Source organism: Streptomyces albireticuli, assembly GCF_021228125.1.
In the GTDB taxonomy this organism is placed as follows: Bacteria; Actinomycetota; Actinomycetes; order Streptomycetales; family Streptomycetaceae; genus Streptomyces; species Streptomyces albireticuli.
Genome location: NZ_JAJQQS010000022.1, coordinates 109,956 through 133,121, shown reverse-complemented (window position 1 = coordinate 133,121; position 23,166 = coordinate 109,956). Strand labels below are relative to the sequence as shown.

The following is a 23,166-nucleotide window of genomic DNA, read 5'->3' as shown; positions in this document are numbered from 1 at the left end:
GGAGGGGTCACCCGATGCCAGGGATGAGGGAGATGAGCAGGTCGATGATCTTGATGCCGATGAACGGGGAGATCAGGCCGCCCAGTCCGTAGATCAAGAGGTTGCGCCGGAGCATGCTGTCCGCGCTCATCGGCCGGTAGCGCACGCCCTTGAGGGCGAGCGGGACCAGGGCCACGATGATCAGCGCGTTGAAGATGACCGCCGAGAGGATCGCCGACTCCGGCGACGCCAGGTTCATGATGTTGAGCTTGTCCAGGCCCGGGTAGGCCACCGCGAACATCGCCGGGATGATCGCGAAGTACTTCGCGACGTCATTGGCGATCGAGAAGGTGGTGAGCGCGCCCCGGGTGATCAGGAGCTGCTTGCCGATCTCGACGATCTCGATGAGCTTGGTCGGGTCGGAGTCCAGGTCCACCATGTTCCCGGCCTCCTTGGCGGCCGAGGTACCGGTGTTCATGGCCACGCCGACGTCGGCCTGGGCGAGCGCGGGGGCGTCGTTGGTGCCGTCGCCCGTCATCGCGACGAGCTTGCCGCCCGCCTGCTCGCGCTTGATCAGGGCCATCTTGTCCTCGGGGGTGGCCTCGGCGAGGAAGTCGTCGACACCGGCCTCCTCCGCGATGGCCTTGGCCGTCAGCGGGTTGTCACCCGTGATCATGACGGTCTTGATGCCCATGCGGCGCAGTTCCTCGAACCGCTCGCGCATGCCCTCCTTGACGACGTCCTTGAGGTGGATGACACCCAGGACGCGGGCGCCCTTCTCGTCCTCCCGGGCCACGAGCAGCGGGGTGCCGCCGGCCTGGGAGATCTGGTCGGTGAGGGCGCGGGCGTCGTCGGCGACGGTGCCGCCGCGCTCCTCGACCCAGGCGATGACCGAGCCGGTGGCGCCCTTGCGGACCTTCCGGCCGTCCACGTCGACGCCCGACATCCGGGTCTGCGCCGTGAAGGGCACCCACTCCGCGCCCACGAGCTCGCTCTGGTGGCGCTCGTCCAGGCCGTACTTGCCCGTAGCCAGGACGACGATGGAGCGGCCCTCGGGGGTCTCGTCGGCGAGCGAGGAGAGCTGGGCGGCGTCGGCGACCTCGGCGGCCGTGACGCCCTTGACGGGCACGAACTCCGAGGCCTGGCGGTTGCCGTAGGTGATGGTGCCGGTCTTGTCGAGCAGCAGCGTCGAGACGTCGCCCGCGGCCTCCACCGCGCGCCCGGACATCGCCAGGACGTTGCGCTGGACAAGCCGGTCCATGCCCGCGATGCCGATCGCGGACAGCAGCGCGCCGATGGTCGTGGGGATGAGGCAGACCAGCAGGGCCGCCAGCACGATCATCGTCTGCTCGGCGCCCGCGTAGATCGCGAAGGGCTGGAGGGTGACGACGGCCAGCAGGAAGACGATGGTCAGCGAGGCGAGCAGGATGTTGAGCGCGATCTCGTTGGGCGTCTTCTGCCGGGCCGCGCCCTCGACCAGGTTGATCATCCGGTCGATGAAGGTCTCACCGGGCTTGGTGGTGATCTTGATGACGATGCGGTCGGAGAGGACCTTGGTGCCGCCGGTGACCGCCGAGCGGTCACCGCCCGACTCCCGGATCACCGGAGCCGACTCGCCCGTGATCGCCGACTCGTCCACCGACGCGACGCCCTCGACGACATCGCCGTCACCGGGGATGATGTCGCCGGCCTCGCAGACGACCAGGTCGCCCACGCGCAGCTCGGTGCCCGGCACCGACTCCTCGCCCCGGCCGTCCTCGGTCAGACGACGCGCGACGGTGTCGGTCTTGGCCTTGCGCAGCGTGTCGGCCTGGGCCTTGCCCCGGCCCTCGGCCACCGCCTCCGCCAGGTTGGCGAAGAGGACCGTCAGCCACAGCCAGACCGTGATCGCCCAGCCGAACCACGAGCCCGGGTCCTTCAGCGCCAGCCCGGTGGTCACCACCGAACCGATCAGCACCACGAACATCACCGGGGACTTCACCATCACCCGGGGATCGAGCTTGCGGAACGCGTCCGGCAGCGACTTCAGCAGCTGCGCGGGGTCGAAAAGGCCACCGGAGACGCGCCCGTGCTCCTCGGAGCCGTGCGGAGGTGTCTCCTCCGGTCCTTCCTTGGCGGTACGGACAGGGGTGGTCGTGCTCATGAGAGTCCCTCCGCCATCGGGCCAAGGGCCAGGGCCGGGAAGTAGGTCAAGCCGGTGATGATGAGGATCGCGCCGACGAGCAGGCCCGCGAAGAGCGGCTTCTCGGTGCGCAGGGTGCCCGCGGTCTCGGGCACCGGCTTCTGCTCGGCGAGCGAACCCGCCAGCGCCAGGACGAACACCATCGGGACGAACCGGCCGAGCAGCATGGCGAGGCCGATCGTGGTGTTGTACCACTGGGTGTTGGCGTTGAGGCCGCCGAACGCGGAGCCGTTGTTGTTGGCGCCGGAGGTGAAGGCGTAGAGGACCTCGGAGAAGCCGTGGGCGCCGCTGCCGTTCACCGAGTTCTCGGCGCTGTTGAGGATGGAGTCCGGCGGGGTCGCCAGGGCCATCGACAGGGCCGTGAAGCCGAGCACCAGGGTCGGGGTGACGAGGATGTAGCAGGCGGCGAGCTTGATCTCGCGGGTGCCGATCTTCTTGCCGAGGTACTCGGGCGTCCGGCCGACCATCAGGCCCGCGATGAAGACCGCGATCACGGCCATCACGAGCATGCCGTACAGGCCGGAGCCGACACCGCCGGGCGCGATCTCGCCGAGCATCATGCCGAGCAGCGTGATGCCGCCGCCGAGGCCGGTGAGGGAGGAGTGGAAGCCGTCCACCGCGCCGGTGGAGGTGAGGGTGGTCGACGTCGCGAAGATCGCGGTGCCACCGATGCCGAAGCGCTGCTCCTTGCCCTCCATCGCACCGCCCGCCGCCTGGAGCGCGGGGCCGTGGTGCGCGAACTCCGTCCACATCATCAGGGCGGTGAAGCCGAGCCAGATCAGGCCCATGGTCGCGAGGATCGCGTAGCCCTGCTTGACGTTGCCCACCAGCTTGCCGAAGGTCCGGGTCAGCGCGAAGGGGATGACCAGGATCAGGAAGATCTCGAACAGGTTGGTGAAAGCGTTCGGGTTCTCGAAGGGGTGCGCGGAGTTGGCGTTGAAGTAGCCGCCACCGTTGGTGCCCAGCTCCTTGATGACCTCCTGCGAGGCGACGGCGCCGCCGTTCACCTGCTGGGTGCCGCCGGTGAGCTGACCGATCTCGTGGATGCCGGCGAAGTTCTGGATCGCGCCGCACGCGACGAGCACCAGCGCGCCGATCACCGAGATCGGGAGCAGGATGCGGACGGTGCCGCGCACCAGGTCGGCCCAGAAGTTTCCGAGGTCACCGGTGCGGGAGCGGGCGAAGCCCCGGACGAGCGCGACGGCCACGGCCATGCCGACGGCGGCCGAGACGAAGTTCTGCACGGCGAGGCCGAGCGTCTGGACGGCGTGGCCCATGGCCTGCTCGCCCGAGTACGACTGCCAGTTGGTGTTGGCGACGAACGAGGCCGCGGTGTTGAACGCCTGGTCCGGGCTGATCGCGGTGAAGCCCAGCGACAGCGACTCGGGCAGCACCCCCTGGATCCGCTGGAGCAGGTAGAGGAAGAGGACACCGGCGACCGAGAAGGCGAGGATGCCACGCAGATAGGCGGGCCAGCGCATCTCGGCGTCGGGGTCGGCGCCGATCGAGCGGTATATCCACTTCTCGACGCGCAGGTGCTTCTCGGAGCTGTACACGCGGGCCATGTGGTCACCGAGCGGGCGGTACACCAGGGCCAGCGCCGCGACGAGGGCGGTGAGCTGGAGAACTCCGGAAAGGACGGGGCTCATATCGGCGGTCAGAACCTCTCCGGGAAAACGAGGGCGAGGATCAGGTAGCCCAGCAGGGCGACGGCCACGACCAGGCCGACGACGTTCTCGGCGGTCACAGCTTCGTCACCCCCTTGGCGACGAGAGCCACCAACGCGAATACCGCGATCGTGGTGACGACGAAGGCCACGTCGGCCATCGTGTGCTCCTAGAGAGGTCGGGCAGTAACGGACCTCCACAGCAAACCGCTCTTATCAACGTACGAACGCCCCGTTGACGCCTCCCTTACGGCCATTAGCGCGCCCTTGACGGAATCCATACGGACACGTCCCGGACCTGCGAAAACGCCGCTGGGCCGGGACCCCTGATCGGGGTCCCGGCCCAGCGGAACGGCGTAATCCAGCCGTTTGACGAGCGCTTTCTAGCGAATCTCGGAGATCTCCGGACCGCGCTCCAGACGCTCCACGCCACCGGCGAAGCGGGAGCCCTCGGAGTCGTCCTGCTGGAGGCCCTCGGCCACCATCTGGGCGTCGTCCGGCAGCTTCAGCACGATCGGGTCGCGCGGCGCCATCGGGGAGTCGCCGCGCACGACGACGGTGTCCTTGAAGATCTGCTCCAGCAGGCCGGCGGTCTGCGGCTGCACCGCGCCCTGGCCGGAGATCACCCCGCGCAGGAACCAGCGCGGGCCGTCGCAGCCGACGAAGCGGACGAGCTGCACGCCCTGCGTGCCGTCCGGCAGCGCCACCGGGACCTGCGCCCGCAGCTCCCAGCCGAGCGGGCCCTGCGTCTCGTCGACGACACCGCCCTGCTGGGTGATGCCCGAGGCGATCTCCTCGCGCACCTCGTGCCAGATGCCCTCGCGCTTGGGGGCGGCGAACGCCTGGAGCTGCACGGCGCTGTCGCGCAGCACGACCGTCGCGGCGACGATCGCGTCGCCGGCGACCTCGACCCGCAGCTCCATGCCCTCGACACCGGGCACGAACAGTCCACCGAGGTCGACCCGGCCCTCGCCGGCCTCCCGCACCTCGGAGAGGTCCCACGGCCCGTCGGGGCGCGGTTCCGGCTCCAGCCGGACCCGGGCGGCCGCGGTGTCCGTCACGGACTCGTCGGCGAGGGTGTCCTCTGCCGACTCATCGGAGGTCACGTCGTCGATGTGATCGACGGCGTCCTCGCTGCGCTTGCGGCGACGACCGAACACGTCACTGTCCTTCCCGGTCGCTGGCGACCGAAGCGAATCCATTCCCCACGGCAGCGTGGCCACCGGTGGACCCGAAGCCCCCTTCGGCCCGTGCCGAGCCCGGAAGCTCCGCCACCTCGTGGAAGCGGACCTTCTCGACCTGCTGGACGACCAGTTGGGCGATGCGGTCGAACCTCTCGAACCGGACGGTCTCCCGCGGGTCCAGGTTGACCACGATCACCTTGATCTCTCCACGGTACCCGGCATCGATGGTCCCCGGGGCATTCACCATGGACACCCCGCACCTGGCGGCGAGACCCGAACGCGGGTGCACGAACGCCGCGTACCCGTCGGGCAGCGCGATGGAGATCCCGGTGGGCAGCACCATGCGCTCCCCCGGGGGCAGCTCGGCGGCCTCGGTGGTCACCAGGTCGCAGCCGGCGTCGCCGGGGTGCCCGTAGGCCGGGATCGGGACCTCGGGGTCCACCCGGCGGATCAGCACGTCGACGGGTGCGCCGCTGGGCGCATGACTCATGGATTCACCTCAAAAGCTCGCGCGACCTTCACCTGGTCGGGGTCGGCCAGGGCGGCCTGGATCTCGGCGGGACGGCCGTTCTCGATGAAGTGGTCGATCTTGACCTCGATGAACACCGCCGACGCGCGCACCGCGACGGGGCCCTCGGGACCGCCGATCCGGCCGGTGGCCGTGGCGTAGATCTTACGGCCGTGCACCGCGTGGACGGCCGCGTCCAGGTGCAGCACGGTGCCCACCGGTACGGGCTGGACGTAGTCCGTCTCCAGCCGGCCGGTCACCGCGATCACCCGCAGCAGCCAGCCCAGCGAGCCCAGCGTCTCGTCCAGCGCGGTGGCCAGCACCCCGCCGTGCGCGAGGCCGGGGGCGCCCTGGTGCGCCTCCTTGACGCGGAACTCGGCGGTGACGCTCACGCCCTCGCCCGCGCGGGCCTCCAGGTGCAGGCCGTGCGGGACGCCTCCGCCGCATCCGAAGCAGTGTTCGTAGTGCGCCCCGATGGCCTCACCGGGCGCGGGCGCGTCGGGGTGCCGCACGGGCGGCTCGGCACCGTCCGGGGGCGTCAGCGCTGTCGTTCTTCCACTCACAGGGGCTGACCTTACCCGCGAGGGCCGGGCCCGGTCCCGTCCGTGTCAAGCTTGGGCCCATGCAGGGATACGAAGAACGCCTCACCGCGCCCCGTTCCTGGTGGTTCATCGCGGTTCTCATCGGTATCGCCACGGGACTGATCATGCTTCCGCTGGGTCCCGTGCCGATGGTCGGCGGGCTCGTCGGCGGCGGCGCGCTGGCCGCGGTGGCCGTGAGCGCCTACGGGTCGGTGCGGATCCGCGTGGTGGGCGGCGCGCTGCTGGCGGGCGACGCGCGGATCCCCGTCGAGGCGCTGGGGCGGGCGGAGACCCTGGACGCGGAGGAGGCCCGCGCCTGGCGCACGCACAAGGCCGACCCCCGTGCGTTCATGCTGCTGCGCGGCTATGTGCCCACCGCAGTGCGGATCGAGATCACCGATCCGGCCGACCCGACGCCCTACGTCTATCTCTCCACACGCTCTCCCGAGCGTCTGACGGCCGCTCTCGCGGCCGTGAAGGCCTGAGCGAGGCCCCGGGGGAGCCTCAGGGCTTCCCGGGCGGCAGAGCGTCCCAGGACACCTGCTTGCGGCGCAGGTCCTTGCGCACCTTCTCGGCGAGCTTCCTGGTGTCCCTGCGGTTCATCACCGCGCCGACGGCGGCCCCGACCATGAACGGCGCGAGGCTCGGCAGATTGCGGACCGTGCGCTTGAGGATCTGCTGGCGCAGTTCGCGCTTCAGCTGGCCGCCCAGGGCGGCGTTGACGGAGGTGGGGGCGGTGACGTCGATGCCCCGCTCGTCGGCCCAGGCGGCGAGGTAGGCCGTGGCCCGCTGCCGGGCGCTGCCGGGGGCCCGCACGCCGTAGACCTCGTGCAGCTCGGCGATGAGCTTGAACTCCACGGCGGCCACGCCGATGATCTCGGCGGCCAGCTCGGCCGGCATGGCGGGCGGGACCGGCATCATCGCGGCGGCGCCCACACCGGCGCCGACGGTGGACGTGCCGTTCGCGGCGCCGGTCACCAGTTTGTCCGCGAGCTCCTCCGGGCCGAGGCCGGGAAACTGCTCGCGCAGGGTCGCGAGGTCGCGCACCGGGATGCGCGGGGCGGTCGCGATGATCCGGTCGACGACGGCGGTCAGACCGGCCCGCGCCCCCCGGCCGCCCATTCTGGCGCCGTGGCCGACCGCCGCGGCGAGCGAGGCCGTGCGGCCCCGCTCGACGCCGGTGCCGGCCACGGCCCCGGCAGTGTCGTCCTGCCGCGCGGCGTCACCGGTCGGCCCGCTGGTCAGCTCGGGCCGGCGGGAACGCCGCTTCCGGAACGGGGTCGAGCCTGCCATGGCAGACCCGGTCCTAGTCGCAGTCGCGGCAGATCGGCTGGCCGTTCTTCTCGCGGGCCAGCTGGCTGCGGTGGTGCACGAGGAAGCAGCTCATGCACGTGAACTCGTCGGCCTGCCGGGGCAGGACCCGGACGGACAGCTCCTCGTTGGAGAGGTCCGCGCCGGGCAGCTCCAGGCCCTCCGCGGCCTCGAAGTCGTCGACGTCGACCGTCGACGCCGACTTGTCGTTCCGCCGTGCCTTCAGTTCCTCGATGCTGTCCTCGTTGACGTCATCGTCGGTCTTGCGTGGGGTGTCGTAGTCCGTTGCCATGTCGCTCTCCCCCTCTGGGTGTCTGCGGTGTCTCCAGCGCACGTAACGCGTGAGAGGCCGGACTTGTGCCCGACCTGAGGCGGAGATTTTGCCTCACATCAAGGTCTGTTACTCAATCGACACCCAACCGCACACCTGAAGAGGTGATGGGGTTGGGTGGCGAACCGGACCGTACACGGTCCGAAAGCCGCATGCGGATACGCCATCCCGTGTACTTCCCGTGATCAGGACCAACGGAAACCCCCATTTTCCCGGCGTTCCGCCGGTCCCGCCGATCACGGAGAGTGGATGGCCTGAAGTTTGCGCATGTGAGCGATCACACACGCCTACAGCAAGGGTCGGACCGTGAAAATTCCGCCCAAAGCGAACCCGCAGCCGCCCCATTCTCGCAGAATCTGTCAGGTGGGCAGCACCACTCTCATGATCAATCCGCCTCCCTCACGTGATTCGGCCGTGATCCGGCCGCCGTGGGCGCGTGCCACGGACCGCACGATCGACAGCCCGAGACCCACCCCCTTGTCGCTCCCCGTGCGCTCCGTGCGCAGCCGGCGGAACGGCTCGAAGATGTTGTCCAGCTCGTACGCCGGGACGACCGGCCCGGTGTTCTCGACCACCAGCAGCGCGTGGCCCGGCATGGCCTGGGTGGTGACCTCCACCCAGCCGTCGTCCGTGTTGTAGCGCACGGCGTTCTGCACCAGGTTCAGCGCGATGCGCTCCAGGAGCACGCCGTTGCCCTGGACGACCGCGGGCTCCTGGGTGCCCCGCAGCTCCACGCCCTTGCCCTGCGCCTCCGCGCGGGCCTGGTCCAGCGCCCTGGTGGCCACCTCGGCGAGGTCCACGGGCTTGCGGTCCACGATCTCGTTGTCGCTGCGGGCGAGCAGCAGCAGGCCCTCCACGAGCTGCTCGCTGCGCTCGTTGGTGGCCAGCAGTGTCTTGCCGAGCTGCTGGAGCTCGATCGGGGCGCCGGGGTCGGAGAGGTGCACCTCCAGCAGCGTGCGGTTGATCGCCAGCGGGGTCCGCAGCTCGTGCGAGGCGTTGGCCACGAACCGCTGCTGCGCGGTGAAGGCCCGCTCCAGCCGGTCGAGCATCTCGTCGAAGGTGTCCGAGAGCTCCTTCAACTCGTCCTCCGGCCCACCCAGTTCGATCCGCCGGGAGAGGTCCGTGGCGGCGACCCTGCGGGCGGTCCGCGTCATCTTGCCCAGGGGCGAGAGGACCCGGCCGGCCATGGCGTAGCCGAAGGCGAAGGCGATCACGGCGAGGCCGAGCAGGGCGAGCAGGGAGCGCTTGAGGAGGCTGTCGAGGGCCATGGCGCGCTGGTGCTGCATGCAGGCACTGAGGATCTCGTTGGCCTCGGCCGGAGTGCTCGCGCCGGGAAGGCGCGGGCAGGAACTGCCGGTCACCTCGACGCGACTGCCGTTGACCAGCCTGATCAGCGGTTCACTGCCGACGTTCAGGGCCTGGGCGGCCAGTAGATAGATGATCGTCAGCAGCAGAACCCCGGCCATCAGGAACATCCCGCCGTACAGCAGCGTGAGGCGTATCCGGATGGTCGGGCGCAGCCAGGGGAAGGGCCGTACGACCGGCTGGCGGGGGTCCCAGCTGGGCTTGGGCGGCGTGGGCCGGGAGCCGGCCGGCGGGGCCGGGGCGGCGGGGGGTGTGGAGGGCACGGCTGATCAGATCCGGTATCCCGAGCCGGGCACGGTCACGATGACCGGGGGCTCGCCGAGCTTGCGGCGCAGGGTCATGACGGTGACCCGGACGACGTTGGTGAACGGGTCGGTGTTCTCGTCCCAGGCCTTCTCCAGCAGCTGCTCGGCCGAGACGACCGCGCCCTCGCTGCGCATGAGGACCTCCAGGACCGCGAACTCCTTCGGCGCGAGCTGGACCTCGCGGCCCTCGCGGAAGACCTCGCGGCGGTTGGGGTCGAGCTTGATCCCGGCCCGCTCCAGGACCGGGGGCAGGGCCACGGTCGTACGGCGGCCGAGGGCCCGGACGCGGGCGGTCAGCTCGCTGAAGGCGAAGGGCTTGGGGAGGTAGTCGTCGGCACCGATCTCCAGGCCCTCCACCCGGTCGCTGACGTCGCCGGAGGCGGTCAGCATCAGCACGCGGGTGGGCATGCCGAGCTCGACGACCTTGCGGCAGACGTCGTCGCCGTGGACGACGGGCAGGTCGCGGTCGAGCACGATGACGTCGTAGTCGTTGACGGCGATGCGCTCCAGAGCCGCGGCCCCGTCGTACACGACGTCGACGGCCATGGCCTCCCGGCGCAGTCCGGTGGCGACGGCATCTGCGAGCAGCTGCTCGTCCTCGACGACGAGTACGCGCACGGCGTTCTTCCTTCCCTTTGAGCCCTGTGGGCACGTGACGACCCGGGTCCCCCGGGTATATCCATCCTGCCTGCAACGCCGGTAAACCGGCCGTAAGGGGCTCCTGGCAGCCAGTGAGCACCCGGTTCCGGCGGGATTCCGGATTGGCGTGTGACGGCAGGTTTCCGCGCGGAGCACGGTGGGGAAGACGTCTGCACACCCGCGATCACACCGGCCCTGGCGGCTGCACGCCGTGTTACCCCCGCTTCCGGGGCGGTCGTGATCGTTTCGCCGTCGGCACACCCCCGTGCCATCGACCCACGACGAGGGGGCGCAGCACCATGGACGCGTTCACCGCTGGCATTCTGCAGCGCATAGAGACCACCCGGTCCGACCTGGACCAGGCCCGTAGGTCGGGCGACGATTTCCTCGCCGAGGTGGAGCAGGCCGCACTGGACGACCTTCACCGCCTGGCCGCCGAACACGGCGTCCGGGTCACGGCCGCTTAGGCCGTAAGGGGCCGATCCCACGCAGCGGAGCGCCCTCGTGCCGGTCGGCACGGGGGCGCTCTGTGGTGTCCGTGTGCCGTCTGTGCGGCCGCCTCGGGGCCTGCCGGGCCGGTTGGGCCCCGCCGTCAGCCTCGCCAGGCCCCGAGCTCCTCCAGGCGGGCCTGGAGCGGTTCGAAGAGGCCGGGCGGTGCGGCGACGGTGAGCTCGCCCGAGGCCGGGTCGCCGGGGCGGCCGCCGGTCAGGGCGCCCGCCTCCTGGGCGATCAGGGCGCCGGCCGCGTAGTCCCAGGGGTTGAGGCCCCGCTCGTAGTAGCCGTCGAGCCGGCCGCAGGCCACGTCGCAGAGGTCGATGGCGGCCGAGCCGCCGCGGCGGATGTCGCGGACCTCGGGCAGGAGCGCGCGCAGCACCTCGGCCTGGGCGGCGCGGCGCTCGGTGAGGTAGCCGAAGCCGGTGCCGATCAGGGCCTGGCCGAAGGCGGGGGCGGGGCGGACCCGCAGCGGGCGGTCACCGGCGAAGGCCCCCTCGCCCCGGACGGCGCGGTACGTCTCGCCGCGTACGGGGGCGGCGACCACGCCTACGGCCGTCTCGCCGTCGATCTCGGCGGCGATGGAGACGGCCCAGGAGGGCAGCCCGTACAGATAGTTGACCGTGCCGTCGATCGGATCGACGACCCAGCGCACCCCGCTGGTGCCGGCGGTGCTGGCGCCCTCCTCGCCCAGCACCCCGTCGGCGGGGCGGCGCTCGGCCAGGAAGTCGGTGATCAGCTTCTCGGCGGCGAGGTCCATCTCGGTGACGACGTCGATGGGGCTGGTCTTGGTGGCGGCCACGCCCAGGTCGTCCGGGCGGCCGTCGCGCAGCAGCGCGCCCGCGCGGGCGGCCGCCTCCAGGGCGACGGAGAGCAGTTCGGCCTTCAGGGGGTTCATGGGTGCGGGGGCTCCTCAGGCGTACGGGCTGTCGGCGCCGGCGGCGGCCGGGCGGGGGGCCCGGGCGGGGCAGCAGCCGACGGGGCAGAGGTCGTGGGAGGGGCCGAGGGCGCCGAGGGCGCAGCGCTCGGGCCGCTCGCCGCGCTCGGTGGCGGCGCGCTCCAGGACGAGCTCGCGGACGGCGGCGGCGAAGCGCGGGTCGGCTCCGACGGTGGCGGCGCGGGCGACGGGCAGGCCCAGCTCGGCGGCCTTGGCGGTGGCCTCGGTGTCGAGGTCGTACTTGACCTCCATGTGGTCCGAGACGAAGCCGATGGGGACCATGACGACGGCGGGCACGCCCTCGCCGTGCAGGTTCTCCAGGTGCTCGCAGATGTCGGGTTCCAGCCAGGGGATGTGCGGGGCGCCGCTGCGCGACTGGTAGACGAGCCGCCAGGGGTGCTCGGTGCCGGTCCGCTCGCGGACCGCCTCGGCGATCGTCCGGGCGACGTCGAGGTGCTCGGCGACGTAGGCGCCGCCGTCGCCGTGGCCCTCGGCGGGCCCGGAGGTGTCCGCGGCGGCGGTGGGGATGGAGTGCGTGGTGAAGGCCAGGTGCGCGCCGGCCCGTACGTCCTCGGGCAGCCCGGCGAGCGCGGCGAGCGTCGCCTCGGCCATGGGCCGGACGAAGCCGGGGTGGTTGAAGTAGTGCCGCAGCTTGTCGACGCGCGGCGGGGTCAGGCCCTCGGCCTCCAGGGCGGCGAGGGCGTCCGCGAGGTTCTCGCGGTACTGGCGGCAGCCGGAGTAGGAGGCGTAGGCGCTGGTGGCCAGGGTCAGGACGCGGCGGTGTCCGGCGGCCGTCATCTCGCGCAGGGTGTCGGTCAGGTACGGCGCCCAGTTGCGGTTGCCCCAGTGCACGGGCAGGTCCAGGCCCTGTTCGGCGAAGTCCTTGCGCAGGGCGTCGAGCAGTTCGCGGTTCTGGTCGTTGATCGGGCTGACGCCGCCGAAGAGGAAGTAGTGCCGCCCGACCTCCTTGAGCCGCTCGCGGGGGATGCCGCGCCCCCGGGTGACGTTCTCCAGGAACGGGACGACGTCGTCCGGGCCCTCGGGGCCGCCGAAGGAGAGCAGCAACAGGGCGTCGTACGGCGCGGCTGCCGACGGGGGTGCCTGCTGGTCTGCTGGCTGGTCTGCTGACTGGTCCGACATGCGTCCGATCCTGCCACCCTGCCCTGACCGGCAGGAAATGGCCGTGCGCCGCACACACGCTCGCCCGTAAGCTGTATAAGCCCTTTACATCCCTTACGGACGTCCCGTAGCCGCACCGCCCCGCCCGGGCCCCGTGCCATGCCGCGCTGCCTCGGCGAACCCGCCCCGTCCGCCCTGTCCGTGCCCCTCCCGAGCCTCCTGGCGGTGCCCTTGCCCAGCTCCTACCGCGACATATTCGCCGTCCCCGGCGCCACGGCCTTCTCCGCCGCCGGGCTCCTCGGCCGGATGCCGCTCTCGATGCTGGGCATCGGCATCGTCACGATGATCTCCCAGCTCACCGGCCGGTACGGACTGGCCGGCGCGCTCTCCGCGGCGCTGGCGGTCTCGGCCGCCGTCGTCGGCCCGCAGATATCCCGGCTCGTCGACCGGCACGGACAGCGCCGGGTGCTGCGCCCGGCGATGCTGGTCGCCGTGGTCGCCGTGGCGGGTCTGGTGCTCAGCGCCCAGCAGCGCTGGCCGGACTGGACGCTCTTCGTCTTCGCCGCCTGCGCGGGCACCACGCCGAGCGTCGGGTCGATGGTGCGGGCCCGCTGGGCCGCGGTCTACGGCGGCACCCGCGAGCTGCACACGGCCTACGCGTTCGAGTCCGTGGTCGACGAGGTGTGCTTCATCTTCGGGCCGATCCTCTCGATCGGCCTGTCCACCGCCTGGTTCCCGGAGGCCGGGCCCCTGCTGGCCGCCGCCTTCCTCGCGGCCGGCGTCTGGTGGCTGACCGCCCAGCGCGGCACCGAGCCCGCCCCGCACCCCCGCGGCCAGCACACGGGTGGCTCCGCGCTGCGCTCGCGCGGCCTCCAGGTGCTGGTCGCGACGTTCGTCGCGATGGGCGCGATCTTCGGGACGGTCGACGTGGTGACGGTCGCCTTCGCCGAGGACGAGGGCCACAAGGCGATGGCGAGCCTGGTGCTCGCCGTGTACGCGCTGGGCTCCTGCCTGGCCGGGGCGGTCTTCGGACTGCTGCATCTCAAGAGCGACATGGCCCGCCGCTGGCTCCTGGGCGTGTGTGCGATGGCCGTGAGTATGATCCCCCTCCAACTGGTCGGGAGCCTGCCGTTCCTGGCCGTGGCGCTCTTTGTCGCGGGGCTGTCCATCGCGCCGACCATGGTGACGACGATGGCCCTCGTCGAACAGCACGTACCGCGCGCGCAGCTGACCGAGGGCATGACCTGGACGAGCACCGGGCTCGCGGTCGGCGTGGCGCTGGGGTCGTCGGCCGCCGGCTGGGTGGTCGACGCCGCCGGTGCCGAGGCGGGGTACGCGGTGGCCGGGGTGGCGGGGGCGCTCGCGGCGGCGGTCGCGTTCCTGGGATACCGCCGGCTCCGGGAGCCGGCGCCGCAGCGGCCCGGCCCGTCCGTGCCGCAGGCAAGGGGAGGGGCTGGGGCACATGACGGAGACGACGACCGCGACGGCGACCTGGACAAGGGGCGCGTGGCGTAACTGGGCGGGGAACGTCACCGCCCGCCCCGCGCGGACCGTGGCACCGGCGAGCACGGCGGAACTGGCGGCGGCGGTGGCGCGGGCCGCGGCGGACGGCCTGCGGGTCAAGGCCGTCGGCGCGGGCCACTCCTTCACCGCGGCGGCCGCCACCGACGGCCTGCTGATCCGCCCCGACCGCCTCACCGGCGTCCGGGCCGTCGACCGGCGCGCCGGGACGGTGACGGTGGCCGCCGGCACCACCCTGCGGCGGCTCAACACGGAGCTGGCCGCGCGGGGCCTGTCGCTGGCCAACATGGGCGACATCATGGAGCAGACCGTCTCCGGGGCGGTCAGCACCGGCACCCACGGCACGGGCCGCGACTCGGCCTCGCTCTCGGCCCAGGTCAGCGCCCTGGTGCTGGTGACGGCCGACGGCACCGCGCTCCCCTGCTCGGCGCACGAGAACCCCGAGGTCTTCGCGGCGGCCCGGCTGGGGCTGGGCGCGCTGGGCGTGATCAGCGAGCTCACCTTCGCGGTGGAGCCCTCGTTCCTGCTCAGGGCCTGTGAGGAGCCGATGGGGCTGGACCGGGTGACGGCCGAGTTCGATCAGCTCGTCGCCGAGAACGAGCACTTCGAGTTCTTCTGGTTCCCCCACACGCGCAGCTGTGTCACCAAGCGCAACAACCGCAGCGCGGGCCCCGCGTCTCCTCCTGGCCGGGTCAGCGCCTGGGTCGAGGACGAGCTGGTCTCCAACGGGCTCTTCCAGGCCGTCTGCACGGCCGGCCGCGCCGTGCCCTCCGCCGTGCCGGGCCTGGCCCGGGTCGCGGGCCGCGCCCTGTCCGCCCGTACCTACACCGACGACGCCTACAAGGTCTTCACCAGCCCGCGCCGCGTCCGCTTCGTGGAGATGGAGTACGCCCTGCCGCGCGAGGCCGCGATGGCGGCGCTGGCCGAGCTCAGGGCGATGATCGAACGCTCGCGGCTGCGGATCGGCTTCCCCGTGGAGATACGGACCGCGCCGGCCGACGACATCCCGCTGTCCACGGGCTACGGCCGGGAGACGGCCTACATCGCGGTGCACATGTACCGGGGGGCGCCTTACCGCGCGTACTTCGGCGCGGCGGAGCGGATCATGACGGCGCACGGCGGGCGGCCGCACTGGGGGAAGCTGCACGGCCGCGACGCGGAGTATCTGGCGGGGGTGTATCCGCGGTTCGGGGAGTTCGTGGCGCTGCGGGATCGGCTGGATGCCGGGCGGGTGTTCGCGAACGCGTATCTGGGGCGGGTGCTGGGCGGGTGAGCGCGGCGGGTGGGGCGGGAGTTCTTCCCCTACCCGCCCCTTCCCGCTGTATCCGACGAGCGGCTCCGCCGCGTGGCGGGGGCAAGCCCCCGGACCCCCGTTCCGCTCTCCGCGCGGTGTCCTCAAGCGCCGGACGGGCTGGAAGCGATCGCCCTGACCCGGCGGGAGGAGCCTGGACCGACGGGGCCCCGGACCGGCCCCCGCCCGGCGCTCGCCGACCGGGGGCCGGGCTCAGGGCCGAGCCGGATTCGGGGGCGGCCCGGGTTCGGGGGCGGGTGCCCGCTACGAGGCGACGCCCTGCTTGGGCGGGGTGGCCGCGCCCGCCGCCGCGTTCTGCTCCGGCGGCTTCGGTGTCGTCCGGCCACCGCCCGCGGCGCCGCCGGTCGTCGTCCCGCCGTCGGTCTTGCCGCCGTCGGAACCCCCCTTGCCGCTGTCCGGCGACTGCCCGCCCCCGGAGGGGTCCGGCTTCGGGGACTGCGAGGAGCCGCCCGTGGACGGGTCCACCGGGTCGGGGGACGTGGACGGGTCGGGCGACCGCTTGCCCGGGTCGCCGCCCGGCTCGGACGTGCCGGGGTCGGGGGTGCCGCCGCCGTCGGAGTCCTTGCCGCTCTCCTGGCCACCACCGCGCTCCGAGCCCCGCTCGGGGTCCTTCTCCGGCGCGGGGTCCTGCTTCTTGCCGGAGTTCCCACCCGTGAGTATCTGGCCGACGGAGGTGCCCTTGCCGCCGTCGGCGGCTCCGCCACCGACCAGTTCGACGACGGTCACCGTGCCCATGGCCAGGGCGAAGATCGCGGCCGCGGCGAGCAGCGGGCGCTTGTAGCCGCGCAGTCGCGTGCCGTGTGTGGTGCCCGACGTGTACTCGTCATCGAACGGGGCAGCCGTGCCGTCATGACCATCGGAGTGCGGATCAGCGTGCGGGCCGGAATGCGCGCCCGCGTGTGCGCCGTTTCGCTCCGGCGGGTGGTTCACACCGGGCAACAGCTGTGTCGCGTCCACGGCGGACCGCGGAGCGGCCGGGTCGACGCCGGGGAGCAGTCGTGTCGCGTCCGCGTCACCCATCCGGCCGAGTGGCCGGGTGTGATCCCGTCCGGGGCCGCCACGCCCGACCGCGCGGCTCGCGTCCCGGACCGGGACCTGGCGCATCTTCGGCCGTGCGGCCTGCGTCGTCGCCTCTCTGAGCTGCTCGCCCGTGCGTTTGAACAAGTGCTGGAAGATCGTGCCGCCCGACGTGGCCACGACACTGACGACGCCGGCGCCGATGACGGTGCCGTACACCCCGAGCTTGCCCGCGAGGAGCGCGGCGATCACCGCCGCCAGGGCGCTGCCGGCGACCTGCGCGACGCTCAGTTCCAGACGCTTGTTCTTCTGTTTTGCCTCGCTTTCGCCTTTGCCGTCCATCTCCTGCCTCTGTTAGCTCTTAGGTCCCTCTTGCAGCTAGAAGAGACATTCGAGCGTAACGAACAGTTCCGATTCGGGCGATTGTGTGAACCTCGACACCCGGACAACAGCCGTCCGTGTCGGAGGCTCCGGACCAACTCCCTTCTCCCGCGTGAACTTCGATGGCGCGCCGATCCACCCCCCGTGGCCCGAATGGAGTACTGTGGCGAGCCCTGGCCCGGTGTCCCGTCCGGCTGCCCGGACCCAACGGGAGGGATCCAGGCGGCTCTCGCCCCGTCAACTCGGCAATGTTGTGGCAGGCTGCACCCGGGCAGGCCACACTCGACTAGCGGAAGCAGCGACGCAGGTGACGTCGGCAGGCACCACCCGGGAGGTCCCCATGCCCGAACTGCGTGTCGTGGCCGTCTCCAACGACGGCACACGGCTGGTGCTCAAGGCTGCGGACAGCACGGAGTACACCCTTCCCATCGACGAACGGTTGCGAGCGGCCGTACGTAACGACCGTGCTCGCCTGGGCCAGATCGAGATCGAGGTGGAGAGCCATCTCCGCCCCCGTGACATCCAGGCACGTATACGCGCAGGCGCCTCCGCCGAGGAGGTCGCCCAGCTCGCCGGTATCCCCGTGGAGCGCGTCCGCAGGTTCGAGGGCCCGGTGCTCGCCGAGCGCGCGTTCATGGCCGAGCGCGCCCGCAAGACGCCCGTGAGACGCCCCGGCGAGAACACCGGTCCCCCGCTCGGCGAGTCCGTGGCGGAGCGGCTGGTGCTGCGCGGCGCCGAGAAGGACAGCGCGCAGTGGGACTCCTGGCGGCGCGACGACGGCACCTGGGAGGTCCTGCTCGTCTACCGGGCGGCAGGCGAGCCCCGGGCCGCGAGCTGGAGCTTCGACCCGCCGAGGCGGATCGTTCAGGCGATGGACGACGAGGCGCGGGCGCTCATCGGCGAGACCGACGACACGCCCGAGCCGAGCTTCCCCTTCGTGCCGCGCATCGCCCGGCTGCCCCGGGACAGGCCGCTGGACCGTAGCCAGGACCGGACTGCCGACAGGCAGTCCGGCGGCGCCGACGGCGCCTCCGACGCCGCGACGGCGGAGGCGCCCAAGGAGCGGGATTCGCTGACGAGCCTGCTGGAGGCCGTGCCCAGCTTCCGCGGCGACATGGTCGTGCCCGAGCCGCCCTCGGTGGCGCCGGTGGTGGCCGAGGAGCCGGACGAGGAGGCGGAGGCCGTCGAGCCGCCGGCCCCGGCGGCCAGCGCGGGCGCGGCGTACGCCGATGTGCTGATGCCACGGTCCGTGGCCGGCCACCGCGACCGGCTGACCGGCACCACGGACCGCCAGGCGGAGGCGGACGGCGTCCGGCCGGGCCGCCGGGCGGCGGTGCCCAGCTGGGACGAGATCGTCTTCGGCACGCGCCGGAAAAAACAGGAGTGACGAAAAGACGACAAGAGAAGTAACCATCCGTCACGCGGCCGGGCCCGTGGGCCCGGTTGACCGTGGCTGATGCGCTCACGGCCGGCCGCCCTGTCGGCAGCCCCTTCGCCGGAGGCGCCCGGTCGGCCCGCATCCGCTCGTCGGCGGGCCCATCGGGCGGCACTCCCCCGGCGGCCGACAGGCGACCCGGATCGCGGTCCGGCGGACGTCTCCCGGCGCCGACGACGGCGGGGCGACCACGGCAGACCGTGGCGTGGCCCGCGCCGACGGCCCCCGTCCAGCCCCCCCTGGTGGCACCGGACCCAGGTGGCACCGGACCCATCGGCTCGGCTGGCGGCCGCCCCCGGCACCACCGGCGGCCGAGCGGCCGCCGCCCGCCGCGCACGGCCCGGACGCCGACAGCCGCCGTCCCCGGTCCCGGCGGTACCGGAGCGCGTCTCCCGGGAGCCGTCAGCCCGGCAGGTCCCCCGTGGCGACCGGGCGGGACGGGCCGGCCGACCACTCGCTCCAGGAGCCCACGTAGAGGGCCGCCGAGGTGCCCGCCACCGCCAGGGCCAGCACCTCGTGCGCCCCGGAGACGCCCGAGCCGCAGTAGACGCCCACCTCCGGGCCCGGCTCCCCCGTCGCCCCGAGTTCCGCGAACCGCGCCGCGAGCTCCTTCGCGGGCCGGAAGCGGCCGTCCGCACCGACGTTCCCGGTGGTCGGCGCCGAGACCGCGCCGGGGATGTGCCCGCCGACCCGGTCGATCGGCTCGACCTCGCCGCGGTACCGCTCACCCGCCCGCGCGTCCAGCAGCAGCCCCCGCCGGGCCAGCGCCGCCGCGCCGTCCGCGTCGAGCAGCGGCAGCGCCCCCGGCTCCGGGGTGAAGTCGCCCTCCTCCGCCGCCGGGACCTCCGTGGTCAGAGGCCCGCCCCGCGCGGTCCACTCCGCCAGGCCGCCGTCGAGGACCCGTACGTCCCCGTGCCCGGCCCAGCGCAGCAGCCACCAGGCGCGGGCGGCGGCCCAGCCCTGGCCGCCGTCGTAGACGACGACCGGCCGGTCCGCGCGAACACCGGCCCGCCGCATGGCGGCCCCGAACTCCTCGCCGTCCGGCAGCGGATGCCTGCCCTTGCCCTCCCCTGCCGGGCCGGCGAGCTCCGTGTCGAGGTCGACGTAGACCGCGCCGGGCACGTGCCCGGCCTCGTACGCCGGGCGGCCGGGCGGGCCGCCGAGCTGCCAGCGGACGTCCAGCAGGGTGGGCGGCCGGTCGCCCGTCGCCACGTTCATGAGTTCGACTGCGGTGATGAGAGGGGTCATGCACCCCATCCTGGCGTACCGGGCATTGGGCCGAACGGTCCTCTGGCCAGACCGCACACAGTCGATCGATACTGGACCGCCATGACATCGGAGCGGGACCGAAAGGCGAATCCGGGCATTCTCCTGCGGGAACCCGTGAAACCCGGCGCGGCCGGGGGGCGCGCCACGGCCGGTGGTGCAAACATCTCCACGTGCCCCGTCCCGTACCACCCGCGCGCCGCGTGCCGGTGCGGGACGCGCGGCCACCCCGATGGTCCGAGGAGAGAATGACGATGACCGAGGTTTGGGGGTCTCCCCAGAGCAGTACCGGGGAGGCTCGGCACACCCCTGGCACCCCGTGCTGGACGAGTCTGCTGGCGCACGACCTGGAATCGATCAAGGACTTCTACAGCGGCCTGTTCGGCTGGGCCTACTACAGCCCGGGCCCCCGCCAGCTGGGCCCGTACGTCCGTGCCACCCTCGACGGCCGGGACGTCGCGGGGCTCGGTGAGCTGACACCCGGCCGCCGGCTGCCGACCGCCTGGACCACCTATCTCGCCAGCGACGACGCCGACGAGGCGGCGGAGTGGATCCGCTGCTGCGGCGGCACGGTCGGGGTCGGGCCGCTGGCCGCGGAGGACGCGGGGCGGCTGGTGATCGCCTCCGACCCGGCCGGGGCGCCGTTCGGTGTGTGGCAGGGGCAGCGGATGGCCGGGGCCCAGCTGAGCGGGGTACCGGGCACACCGGTCTGGCACGAGCTGATGACCCGGCGGACGGACACGGTCGTGAAGTTCTACCAGTCGCTCTTCGGCTATCAGACCAAGCGGGCCGAGGCGCCGGACACCGACCGCCTCGCCCTGCACCTGGACGGCCGGCCGGTCGCCGCGGTGCGCGGCGTCGGGGCCGAGCTGCCCCGGGAGCGGGGCCCGCACTGGATGACGTACTTCGAGGTGGCGGACGCCGGGGTCGCGGCCGCGCGGGTGGCCGGGCTGGGCGGCAGGGTGCTGCGGCCCCCGCACCAGGGGCCGGACGGTGACGAGACCACCGTCGCGGACCCGGAGGGGGCGGTCCTCACGCTCCGGCGGACGGCTCGCTGACGGGGTCCACGGGCAGCACGTCGGGCGACAGGGCAGCGGCGCGGGCCGCCGCCGCGGTCAGCCTGCGCCGGTGGTGACGGCGGCACAGCACCTCGTAACCCACCACGGTCTCCGGCTGGTTGACGTCGCCGACGACGACCTGCGCGCCCTCGACGACCATCTGCCCGCCGACCGTACGGGCGTTGTGCGTGGCCCGCGCGCCGCACCAGCACAGCGCCTCGACCTGGAGCACCTCTATCCGGTCGGCCAGCTCGACGAGGCGCTGGGAGCCGGGGAAGAGCTTGGTGCGGAAGTCGGTGGTGATGCCGAAGGCGAAGACGTCGAGTTCGAGGTCGTCGACGACGCGGGCCAGCTGGTCGATCTGCTCCGGGGTGAGGAACTGCGCCTCGTCGGCGATGACGTAGTCCGCGCGGCCGCCGGCGGAGAGGTGGGCGACGATGTGCGCGTAGAAGTCGAACCCCTCGCCGGCCTCGACGGAGTCGGTGACCAGGCCGAGCCGGGAGGAGAGCTTCCCCTCGCCCGCGCGGTCGTTGCGGGTGAAGATCATCCCTTGCAGGCCGCGGGCGGAACGATTGTGTTCGATCTGCAGAGCGAGGGTGCTCTTTCCGCAGTCCATGGTTCCGGAGAAGAACACCAGCTCGGGCATGGGGAAGCCAATGCCTTTCATCAGTCGTCGTGTGGGGGGGCGGGGTGAGGCGGTGACGGAGGCTCAGGACCGGACTTCGAGGAGCGGCACCAGCTGCTCCACGGGGGTCATCGAGCCGTGCAGCCCGACCATCGCGGACTCGTTGGGCTCGGTCTCGGTGGCGACGATCGCGATGTCGTCGCGGGCCGCGGCCACCACGTCGCCGATCCGGCCGTGCACCCGGTCGTCCACGCCGTCACCGGGCCGGCCGAACCAGCCCGCCTCGATCGCCTCGTCGCGCCCGGCCACCCACATCTGCTCGCCGAGCACCTCGCGCCAGCAGGCCAGGACATCGGCGGCGGCGCCGGGCACGGCGTAGACATGGCGGGCGCGGGCCTCGCCGCCGAGAAGGGCGACGCCGGCGCGCAGCTCCCAGTCCTCGTCGAAGTCGATGCGCGACTCGGGGTCGAACGGGATGTCGATCATGCCGTGGTCGGCGGTGACGTAGAGCACCGAACGGGGCGGCAGCTGCTCGGCGAGGCGCTGGGCCAGCCGGTCGACGTACATCAGCTGGCCGCGCCAGTCGTCGGAGTCGACGCCGAAGCGGTGGCCCTTGCCGTCGAGGTCGCTGTAGTAGGTGTAGACGAGGGAGCGGTCGGCGGCGCCGAGCCGGTCGGCGGCGAGGTCCATGCGGTCCTCGCCGGAGAGCCGGCCGTGGAAGGTGCCGCCGCTGAGGGCGATCTTCGTCAGCGGGGTGTGCTGGAAGTCGGGCGCGGAGACCTGGCAGGTGTGCACGCCGGCGGCGTCCGCGAGCTGGAAGACGGTGGGGTACGGCTGCCAGACGTGCGGGTCGGTCCACGGGCGCCAGCGCAGCTGGTTCATCAGCGCGCCGGTCGCCGGGTCGGCGACGGTGTAGCCGGGCAGGCCGTGGGCGCCGGGCGGCAGTCCGGTGCCGACGGAGGCGAGCGAGGTCGCGGTGGTGGAGGGGAAGCCCGCGGTCATCGGCTCGCCGGTGCCGTTCATGGAGCTCGCCATCAGCGAGTGCAGGAACGGTGCCTCGGCCGGGTGGGCGCGCAGCAGCTCCCAGCCCATGCCGTCGACCAGGAAGACGCAGACGCGGTCGGCGGGGGTCAGCTCCAGGCCGGTGGAGAGGCCGGGGACGCCCATGCCGGAGGCGACGGCGGGCAGCAGGTCGGCGAGCGAGCCGGTGCCGTAGCGCGGGAGGGGGGCGGAGCGGGGGTCGAGCGGGGCGGGCTCGGACCAGGAGGACGGGCCGCCCGAGGTCAGCGGGTAGGACATCAGCGGCCGGTCGCCGCGGTCGCCTCGGAGAGCGCCTGGGCGAAGGCGAGGGCCTGCCGGACGGTGTCCGGGCCGTCGCCCGCCTCGCTGACCCGCAGGCTCAGGTCGTCCGCGGTGGCGGAGCCGGTGTAGCCGTGGTCGGCGTCGCAATTGGGGTCGCCGCAGGCGGCGGGCTCCAGGTCGATCCGGGAGACCGCGCCCCAGCCGATGGTGAGGACGACCTCGCGGGGCAGGGTGCCCGGGGTGTACGCCTCGGGGTTGGCGACGACGCGGCTGAGCACCACCGAGGAGATCCGGTCGAGCTTCACGGACTCGGTGGAGGTCGTGGCGTACGGGGACGGGGAGGTGCCGTCGGCCGCCTGCTCGTCGGTGTGGCTGACGATGAAGCGGTTGCCCGTGAGGACGAGGACCGTCACATGACGGCGCACCTCGTTGGCGTCGAACGTCGTCTCCTGGTGCACGAGGTACGACACGACCGGCTCCCCGCCCACGGCGGCCTCCACCGCCTCGGCCACGAGGGCCGGGTAGTAGCCGCTGCGCTCGATCGCCGCGCGCAGCCCTTGGGTCGTCGTACCGGTCTTCGCCATACGCCCATCCTACGGGGCGTACGGGGTCCGTCCGTGCGTGCCCGCACGGACGGACGGCGGAGCCCG

At 72.7% G+C, this 23,166-nt stretch carries 23 protein-coding genes; 6 read left to right on the top strand and 17 right to left on the bottom strand.

The window, feature by feature from the left end; all coding sequences use genetic code 11:
* Positions 1 to 7: 7 nt before the first annotated feature.
* From kdpB to LUZ64_RS31590, 6 genes are all read right to left on the bottom strand, one after another.
* On the bottom strand, positions 8 to 2,122 hold the full coding sequence (gene kdpB / locus LUZ64_RS31615; RefSeq protein ID WP_095579336.1) for a potassium-transporting ATPase subunit KdpB: 2,115 nt from the start codon (positions 2,120 to 2,122) through the stop codon (positions 8 to 10).
* Positions 2,119 to 3,810, bottom strand: coding sequence for a potassium-transporting ATPase subunit KdpA (kdpA, locus tag LUZ64_RS31610; RefSeq protein WP_095579337.1), 1,692 nt, complete (start codon positions 3,808 to 3,810; stop codon positions 2,119 to 2,121). The genes kdpB and kdpA overlap by 4 nt, the downstream gene beginning before the upstream one ends.
* A gap of 8 nt (positions 3,811 to 3,818) precedes the next feature.
* Positions 3,819 to 3,908: a K(+)-transporting ATPase subunit F gene (kdpF, locus tag LUZ64_RS31605; RefSeq protein ID WP_087925864.1), complete on the bottom strand. Its 90-nt coding sequence runs from the start codon at positions 3,906 to 3,908 to the stop codon at positions 3,819 to 3,821.
* A 302-nt stretch (positions 3,909 to 4,210) separates the two neighbouring features.
* A complete protein-coding gene (locus tag LUZ64_RS31600) occupies positions 4,211 to 4,987 on the bottom strand; it encodes a DUF3710 domain-containing protein (protein ID WP_095579338.1) in 777 nt (258 codons plus the stop codon).
* Between the two features lies 1 nt (position 4,988).
* Complete coding sequence (dut, locus tag LUZ64_RS31595) at positions 4,989 to 5,501, bottom strand: dUTP diphosphatase (RefSeq protein ID WP_095579339.1); 513 nt, start codon at positions 5,499 to 5,501, stop codon at positions 4,989 to 4,991.
* Positions 5,498 to 6,082: a PaaI family thioesterase gene (locus tag LUZ64_RS31590; RefSeq protein ID WP_095579340.1), complete on the bottom strand. Its 585-nt coding sequence runs from the start codon at positions 6,080 to 6,082 to the stop codon at positions 5,498 to 5,500. Before LUZ64_RS31590 ends, dut begins: the two co-directional genes overlap by 4 nt.
* A gap of 59 nt (positions 6,083 to 6,141) precedes the next feature.
* On the opposite strand from LUZ64_RS31590, the gene LUZ64_RS31585 reads away from it, so the two are divergent.
* Positions 6,142 to 6,585, top strand: coding sequence for a DUF3093 domain-containing protein (locus tag LUZ64_RS31585; protein WP_095579341.1), 444 nt, complete (start codon positions 6,142 to 6,144; stop codon positions 6,583 to 6,585).
* A gap of 19 nt (positions 6,586 to 6,604) precedes the next feature.
* Here the strand turns inward: LUZ64_RS31585 and LUZ64_RS31580 are convergent, their stop codons facing one another.
* The 4 genes from LUZ64_RS31580 to LUZ64_RS31565 all read right to left on the bottom strand — a co-directional run bounded on the left by LUZ64_RS31580 (position 6,605) and on the right by LUZ64_RS31565 (position 10,030).
* Positions 6,605 to 7,393 (bottom strand): hypothetical protein, encoded by a 789-nt coding sequence (locus LUZ64_RS31580; protein ID WP_095579342.1) that lies wholly within the window; start codon positions 7,391 to 7,393, stop codon positions 6,605 to 6,607.
* Positions 7,394 to 7,406: 13 nt separating this feature from the next.
* The gene (locus LUZ64_RS31575) at positions 7,407 to 7,703 is read right to left on the bottom strand and encodes a DUF4193 domain-containing protein (RefSeq protein WP_087925870.1); all 297 of its coding nucleotides are present in this window, start codon (positions 7,701 to 7,703) and stop codon (positions 7,407 to 7,409) included.
* Positions 7,704 to 8,101: 398 nt separating this feature from the next.
* Positions 8,102 to 9,370, bottom strand: a complete 1,269-nt coding sequence (locus tag LUZ64_RS31570; protein WP_232390456.1) for a sensor histidine kinase — start codon at positions 9,368 to 9,370, stop codon at positions 8,102 to 8,104.
* A gap of 6 nt (positions 9,371 to 9,376) precedes the next feature.
* On the bottom strand, positions 9,377 to 10,030 hold the full coding sequence (locus LUZ64_RS31565) for a response regulator transcription factor (protein ID WP_087925872.1): 654 nt from the start codon (positions 10,028 to 10,030) through the stop codon (positions 9,377 to 9,379).
* A 320-nt stretch (positions 10,031 to 10,350) separates the two neighbouring features.
* Between LUZ64_RS31565 and LUZ64_RS31560 the strand changes: the two genes are divergently transcribed.
* On the top strand, positions 10,351 to 10,518 hold the full coding sequence (locus LUZ64_RS31560; protein ID WP_170116915.1) for a hypothetical protein: 168 nt from the start codon (positions 10,351 to 10,353) through the stop codon (positions 10,516 to 10,518).
* 125 nt (positions 10,519 to 10,643) lie between these two features.
* Here the strand turns inward: LUZ64_RS31560 and LUZ64_RS31555 are convergent, their stop codons facing one another.
* Both LUZ64_RS31555 and LUZ64_RS31550 read right to left on the bottom strand, forming a co-directional pair.
* A complete protein-coding gene (locus LUZ64_RS31555) occupies positions 10,644 to 11,441 on the bottom strand; it encodes an inositol monophosphatase family protein (protein WP_095584216.1) in 798 nt (265 codons plus the stop codon).
* A gap of 15 nt (positions 11,442 to 11,456) precedes the next feature.
* Positions 11,457 to 12,620, bottom strand: coding sequence for a ferrochelatase (locus LUZ64_RS31550; RefSeq protein WP_232390455.1), 1,164 nt, complete (start codon positions 12,618 to 12,620; stop codon positions 11,457 to 11,459).
* A 210-nt stretch (positions 12,621 to 12,830) separates the two neighbouring features.
* Here LUZ64_RS31550 and LUZ64_RS31545 point away from each other — a divergent pair, with 210 nt between their 5' ends.
* Positions 12,831 to 14,114: an MFS transporter gene (locus LUZ64_RS31545; RefSeq protein WP_095580956.1), complete on the top strand. Its 1,284-nt coding sequence runs from the start codon at positions 12,831 to 12,833 to the stop codon at positions 14,112 to 14,114.
* A complete protein-coding gene (locus LUZ64_RS31540) occupies positions 14,062 to 15,393 on the top strand; it encodes a D-arabinono-1,4-lactone oxidase (protein ID WP_232390454.1) in 1,332 nt (443 codons plus the stop codon). The genes LUZ64_RS31545 and LUZ64_RS31540 overlap by 53 nt, the downstream gene beginning before the upstream one ends.
* 282 nt (positions 15,394 to 15,675) lie before the next feature.
* Here the strand turns inward: LUZ64_RS31540 and LUZ64_RS31535 are convergent, their stop codons facing one another.
* On the bottom strand, positions 15,676 to 16,791 hold the full coding sequence (locus LUZ64_RS31535; RefSeq protein ID WP_095581234.1) for a hypothetical protein: 1,116 nt from the start codon (positions 16,789 to 16,791) through the stop codon (positions 15,676 to 15,678).
* Between the two features lie 346 nt (positions 16,792 to 17,137).
* Here LUZ64_RS31535 and sepH point away from each other — a divergent pair, with 346 nt between their 5' ends.
* On the top strand, positions 17,138 to 18,217 hold the full coding sequence (gene sepH / locus LUZ64_RS31530) for a septation protein SepH (protein WP_095581233.1): 1,080 nt from the start codon (positions 17,138 to 17,140) through the stop codon (positions 18,215 to 18,217).
* Positions 18,218 to 18,667: 450 nt separating this feature from the next.
* Here sepH and LUZ64_RS31525 read toward each other — a convergent pair whose 3' ends face one another.
* On the bottom strand, positions 18,668 to 19,513 hold the full coding sequence (locus LUZ64_RS31525) for a sulfurtransferase (protein ID WP_095581232.1): 846 nt from the start codon (positions 19,511 to 19,513) through the stop codon (positions 18,668 to 18,670).
* Between the two features lie 266 nt (positions 19,514 to 19,779).
* Here LUZ64_RS31525 and LUZ64_RS31520 point away from each other — a divergent pair, with 266 nt between their 5' ends.
* On the top strand, positions 19,780 to 20,589 hold the full coding sequence (locus LUZ64_RS31520) for a VOC family protein (RefSeq protein ID WP_170116737.1): 810 nt from the start codon (positions 19,780 to 19,782) through the stop codon (positions 20,587 to 20,589).
* Here LUZ64_RS31520 and LUZ64_RS31515 read toward each other — a convergent pair.
* The 3 genes from LUZ64_RS31515 to LUZ64_RS31505 form a co-directional block, all read right to left on the bottom strand.
* The gene (locus tag LUZ64_RS31515; RefSeq protein WP_095581230.1) at positions 20,564 to 21,235 is read right to left on the bottom strand and encodes a thymidine kinase; all 672 of its coding nucleotides are present in this window, start codon (positions 21,233 to 21,235) and stop codon (positions 20,564 to 20,566) included. The genes LUZ64_RS31520 and LUZ64_RS31515 overlap by 26 nt on opposite strands.
* Before the next feature lie 63 nt (positions 21,236 to 21,298).
* The gene (locus LUZ64_RS31510) at positions 21,299 to 22,513 is read right to left on the bottom strand and encodes an alkaline phosphatase family protein (RefSeq protein WP_232390453.1); all 1,215 of its coding nucleotides are present in this window, start codon (positions 22,511 to 22,513) and stop codon (positions 21,299 to 21,301) included.
* On the bottom strand, positions 22,513 to 23,100 hold the full coding sequence (locus LUZ64_RS31505; RefSeq protein ID WP_095582241.1) for a DUF5998 family protein: 588 nt from the start codon (positions 23,098 to 23,100) through the stop codon (positions 22,513 to 22,515). The genes LUZ64_RS31510 and LUZ64_RS31505 overlap by 1 nt, the downstream gene beginning before the upstream one ends.
* Positions 23,101 to 23,166: the final 66 nt, after the last annotated feature.

Coding starts and splice junctions, on each gene's coding strand:
- kdpB (WP_095579336.1), bottom strand. CDS start 2,122: ATGAGCACGACCACCCCTGTCCGTACCGCCAAGGAAGGACCGGAGGAG.
- kdpA (WP_095579337.1), bottom strand. CDS start 3,810: ATGAGCCCCGTCCTTTCCGGAGTTCTCCAGCTCACCGCCCTCGTCGCG.
- dut (WP_095579339.1), bottom strand. CDS start 5,501: ATGAGTCATGCGCCCAGCGGCGCACCCGTCGACGTGCTGATCCGCCGG.
- LUZ64_RS31585 (WP_095579341.1), top strand. CDS start 6,142: ATGCAGGGATACGAAGAACGCCTCACCGCGCCCCGTTCCTGGTGGTTC.
- LUZ64_RS31580 (WP_095579342.1), bottom strand. CDS start 7,393: ATGGCAGGCTCGACCCCGTTCCGGAAGCGGCGTTCCCGCCGGCCCGAG.
- LUZ64_RS31575 (WP_087925870.1), bottom strand. CDS start 7,703: ATGGCAACGGACTACGACACCCCACGCAAGACCGACGATGACGTCAAC.
- LUZ64_RS31560 (WP_170116915.1), top strand. CDS start 10,351: ATGGACGCGTTCACCGCTGGCATTCTGCAGCGCATAGAGACCACCCGG.
- LUZ64_RS31555 (WP_095584216.1), bottom strand. CDS start 11,441: ATGAACCCCCTGAAGGCCGAACTGCTCTCCGTCGCCCTGGAGGCGGCC.
- LUZ64_RS31550 (WP_232390455.1), bottom strand. CDS start 12,620: ATGTCGGACCAGTCAGCAGACCAGCCAGCAGACCAGCAGGCACCCCCG.
- LUZ64_RS31540 (WP_232390454.1), top strand. CDS start 14,062: ATGACGGAGACGACGACCGCGACGGCGACCTGGACAAGGGGCGCGTGG.
- LUZ64_RS31535 (WP_095581234.1), bottom strand. CDS start 16,791: ATGGACGGCAAAGGCGAAAGCGAGGCAAAACAGAAGAACAAGCGTCTG.
- LUZ64_RS31525 (WP_095581232.1), bottom strand. CDS start 19,513: ATGACCCCTCTCATCACCGCAGTCGAACTCATGAACGTGGCGACGGGC.
- LUZ64_RS31520 (WP_170116737.1), top strand. CDS start 19,780: ATGACGATGACCGAGGTTTGGGGGTCTCCCCAGAGCAGTACCGGGGAG.
- LUZ64_RS31515 (WP_095581230.1), bottom strand. CDS start 21,235: ATGCCCGAGCTGGTGTTCTTCTCCGGAACCATGGACTGCGGAAAGAGC.
- LUZ64_RS31510 (WP_232390453.1), bottom strand. CDS start 22,513: ATGTCCTACCCGCTGACCTCGGGCGGCCCGTCCTCCTGGTCCGAGCCC.
- LUZ64_RS31505 (WP_095582241.1), bottom strand. CDS start 23,100: ATGGCGAAGACCGGTACGACGACCCAAGGGCTGCGCGCGGCGATCGAG.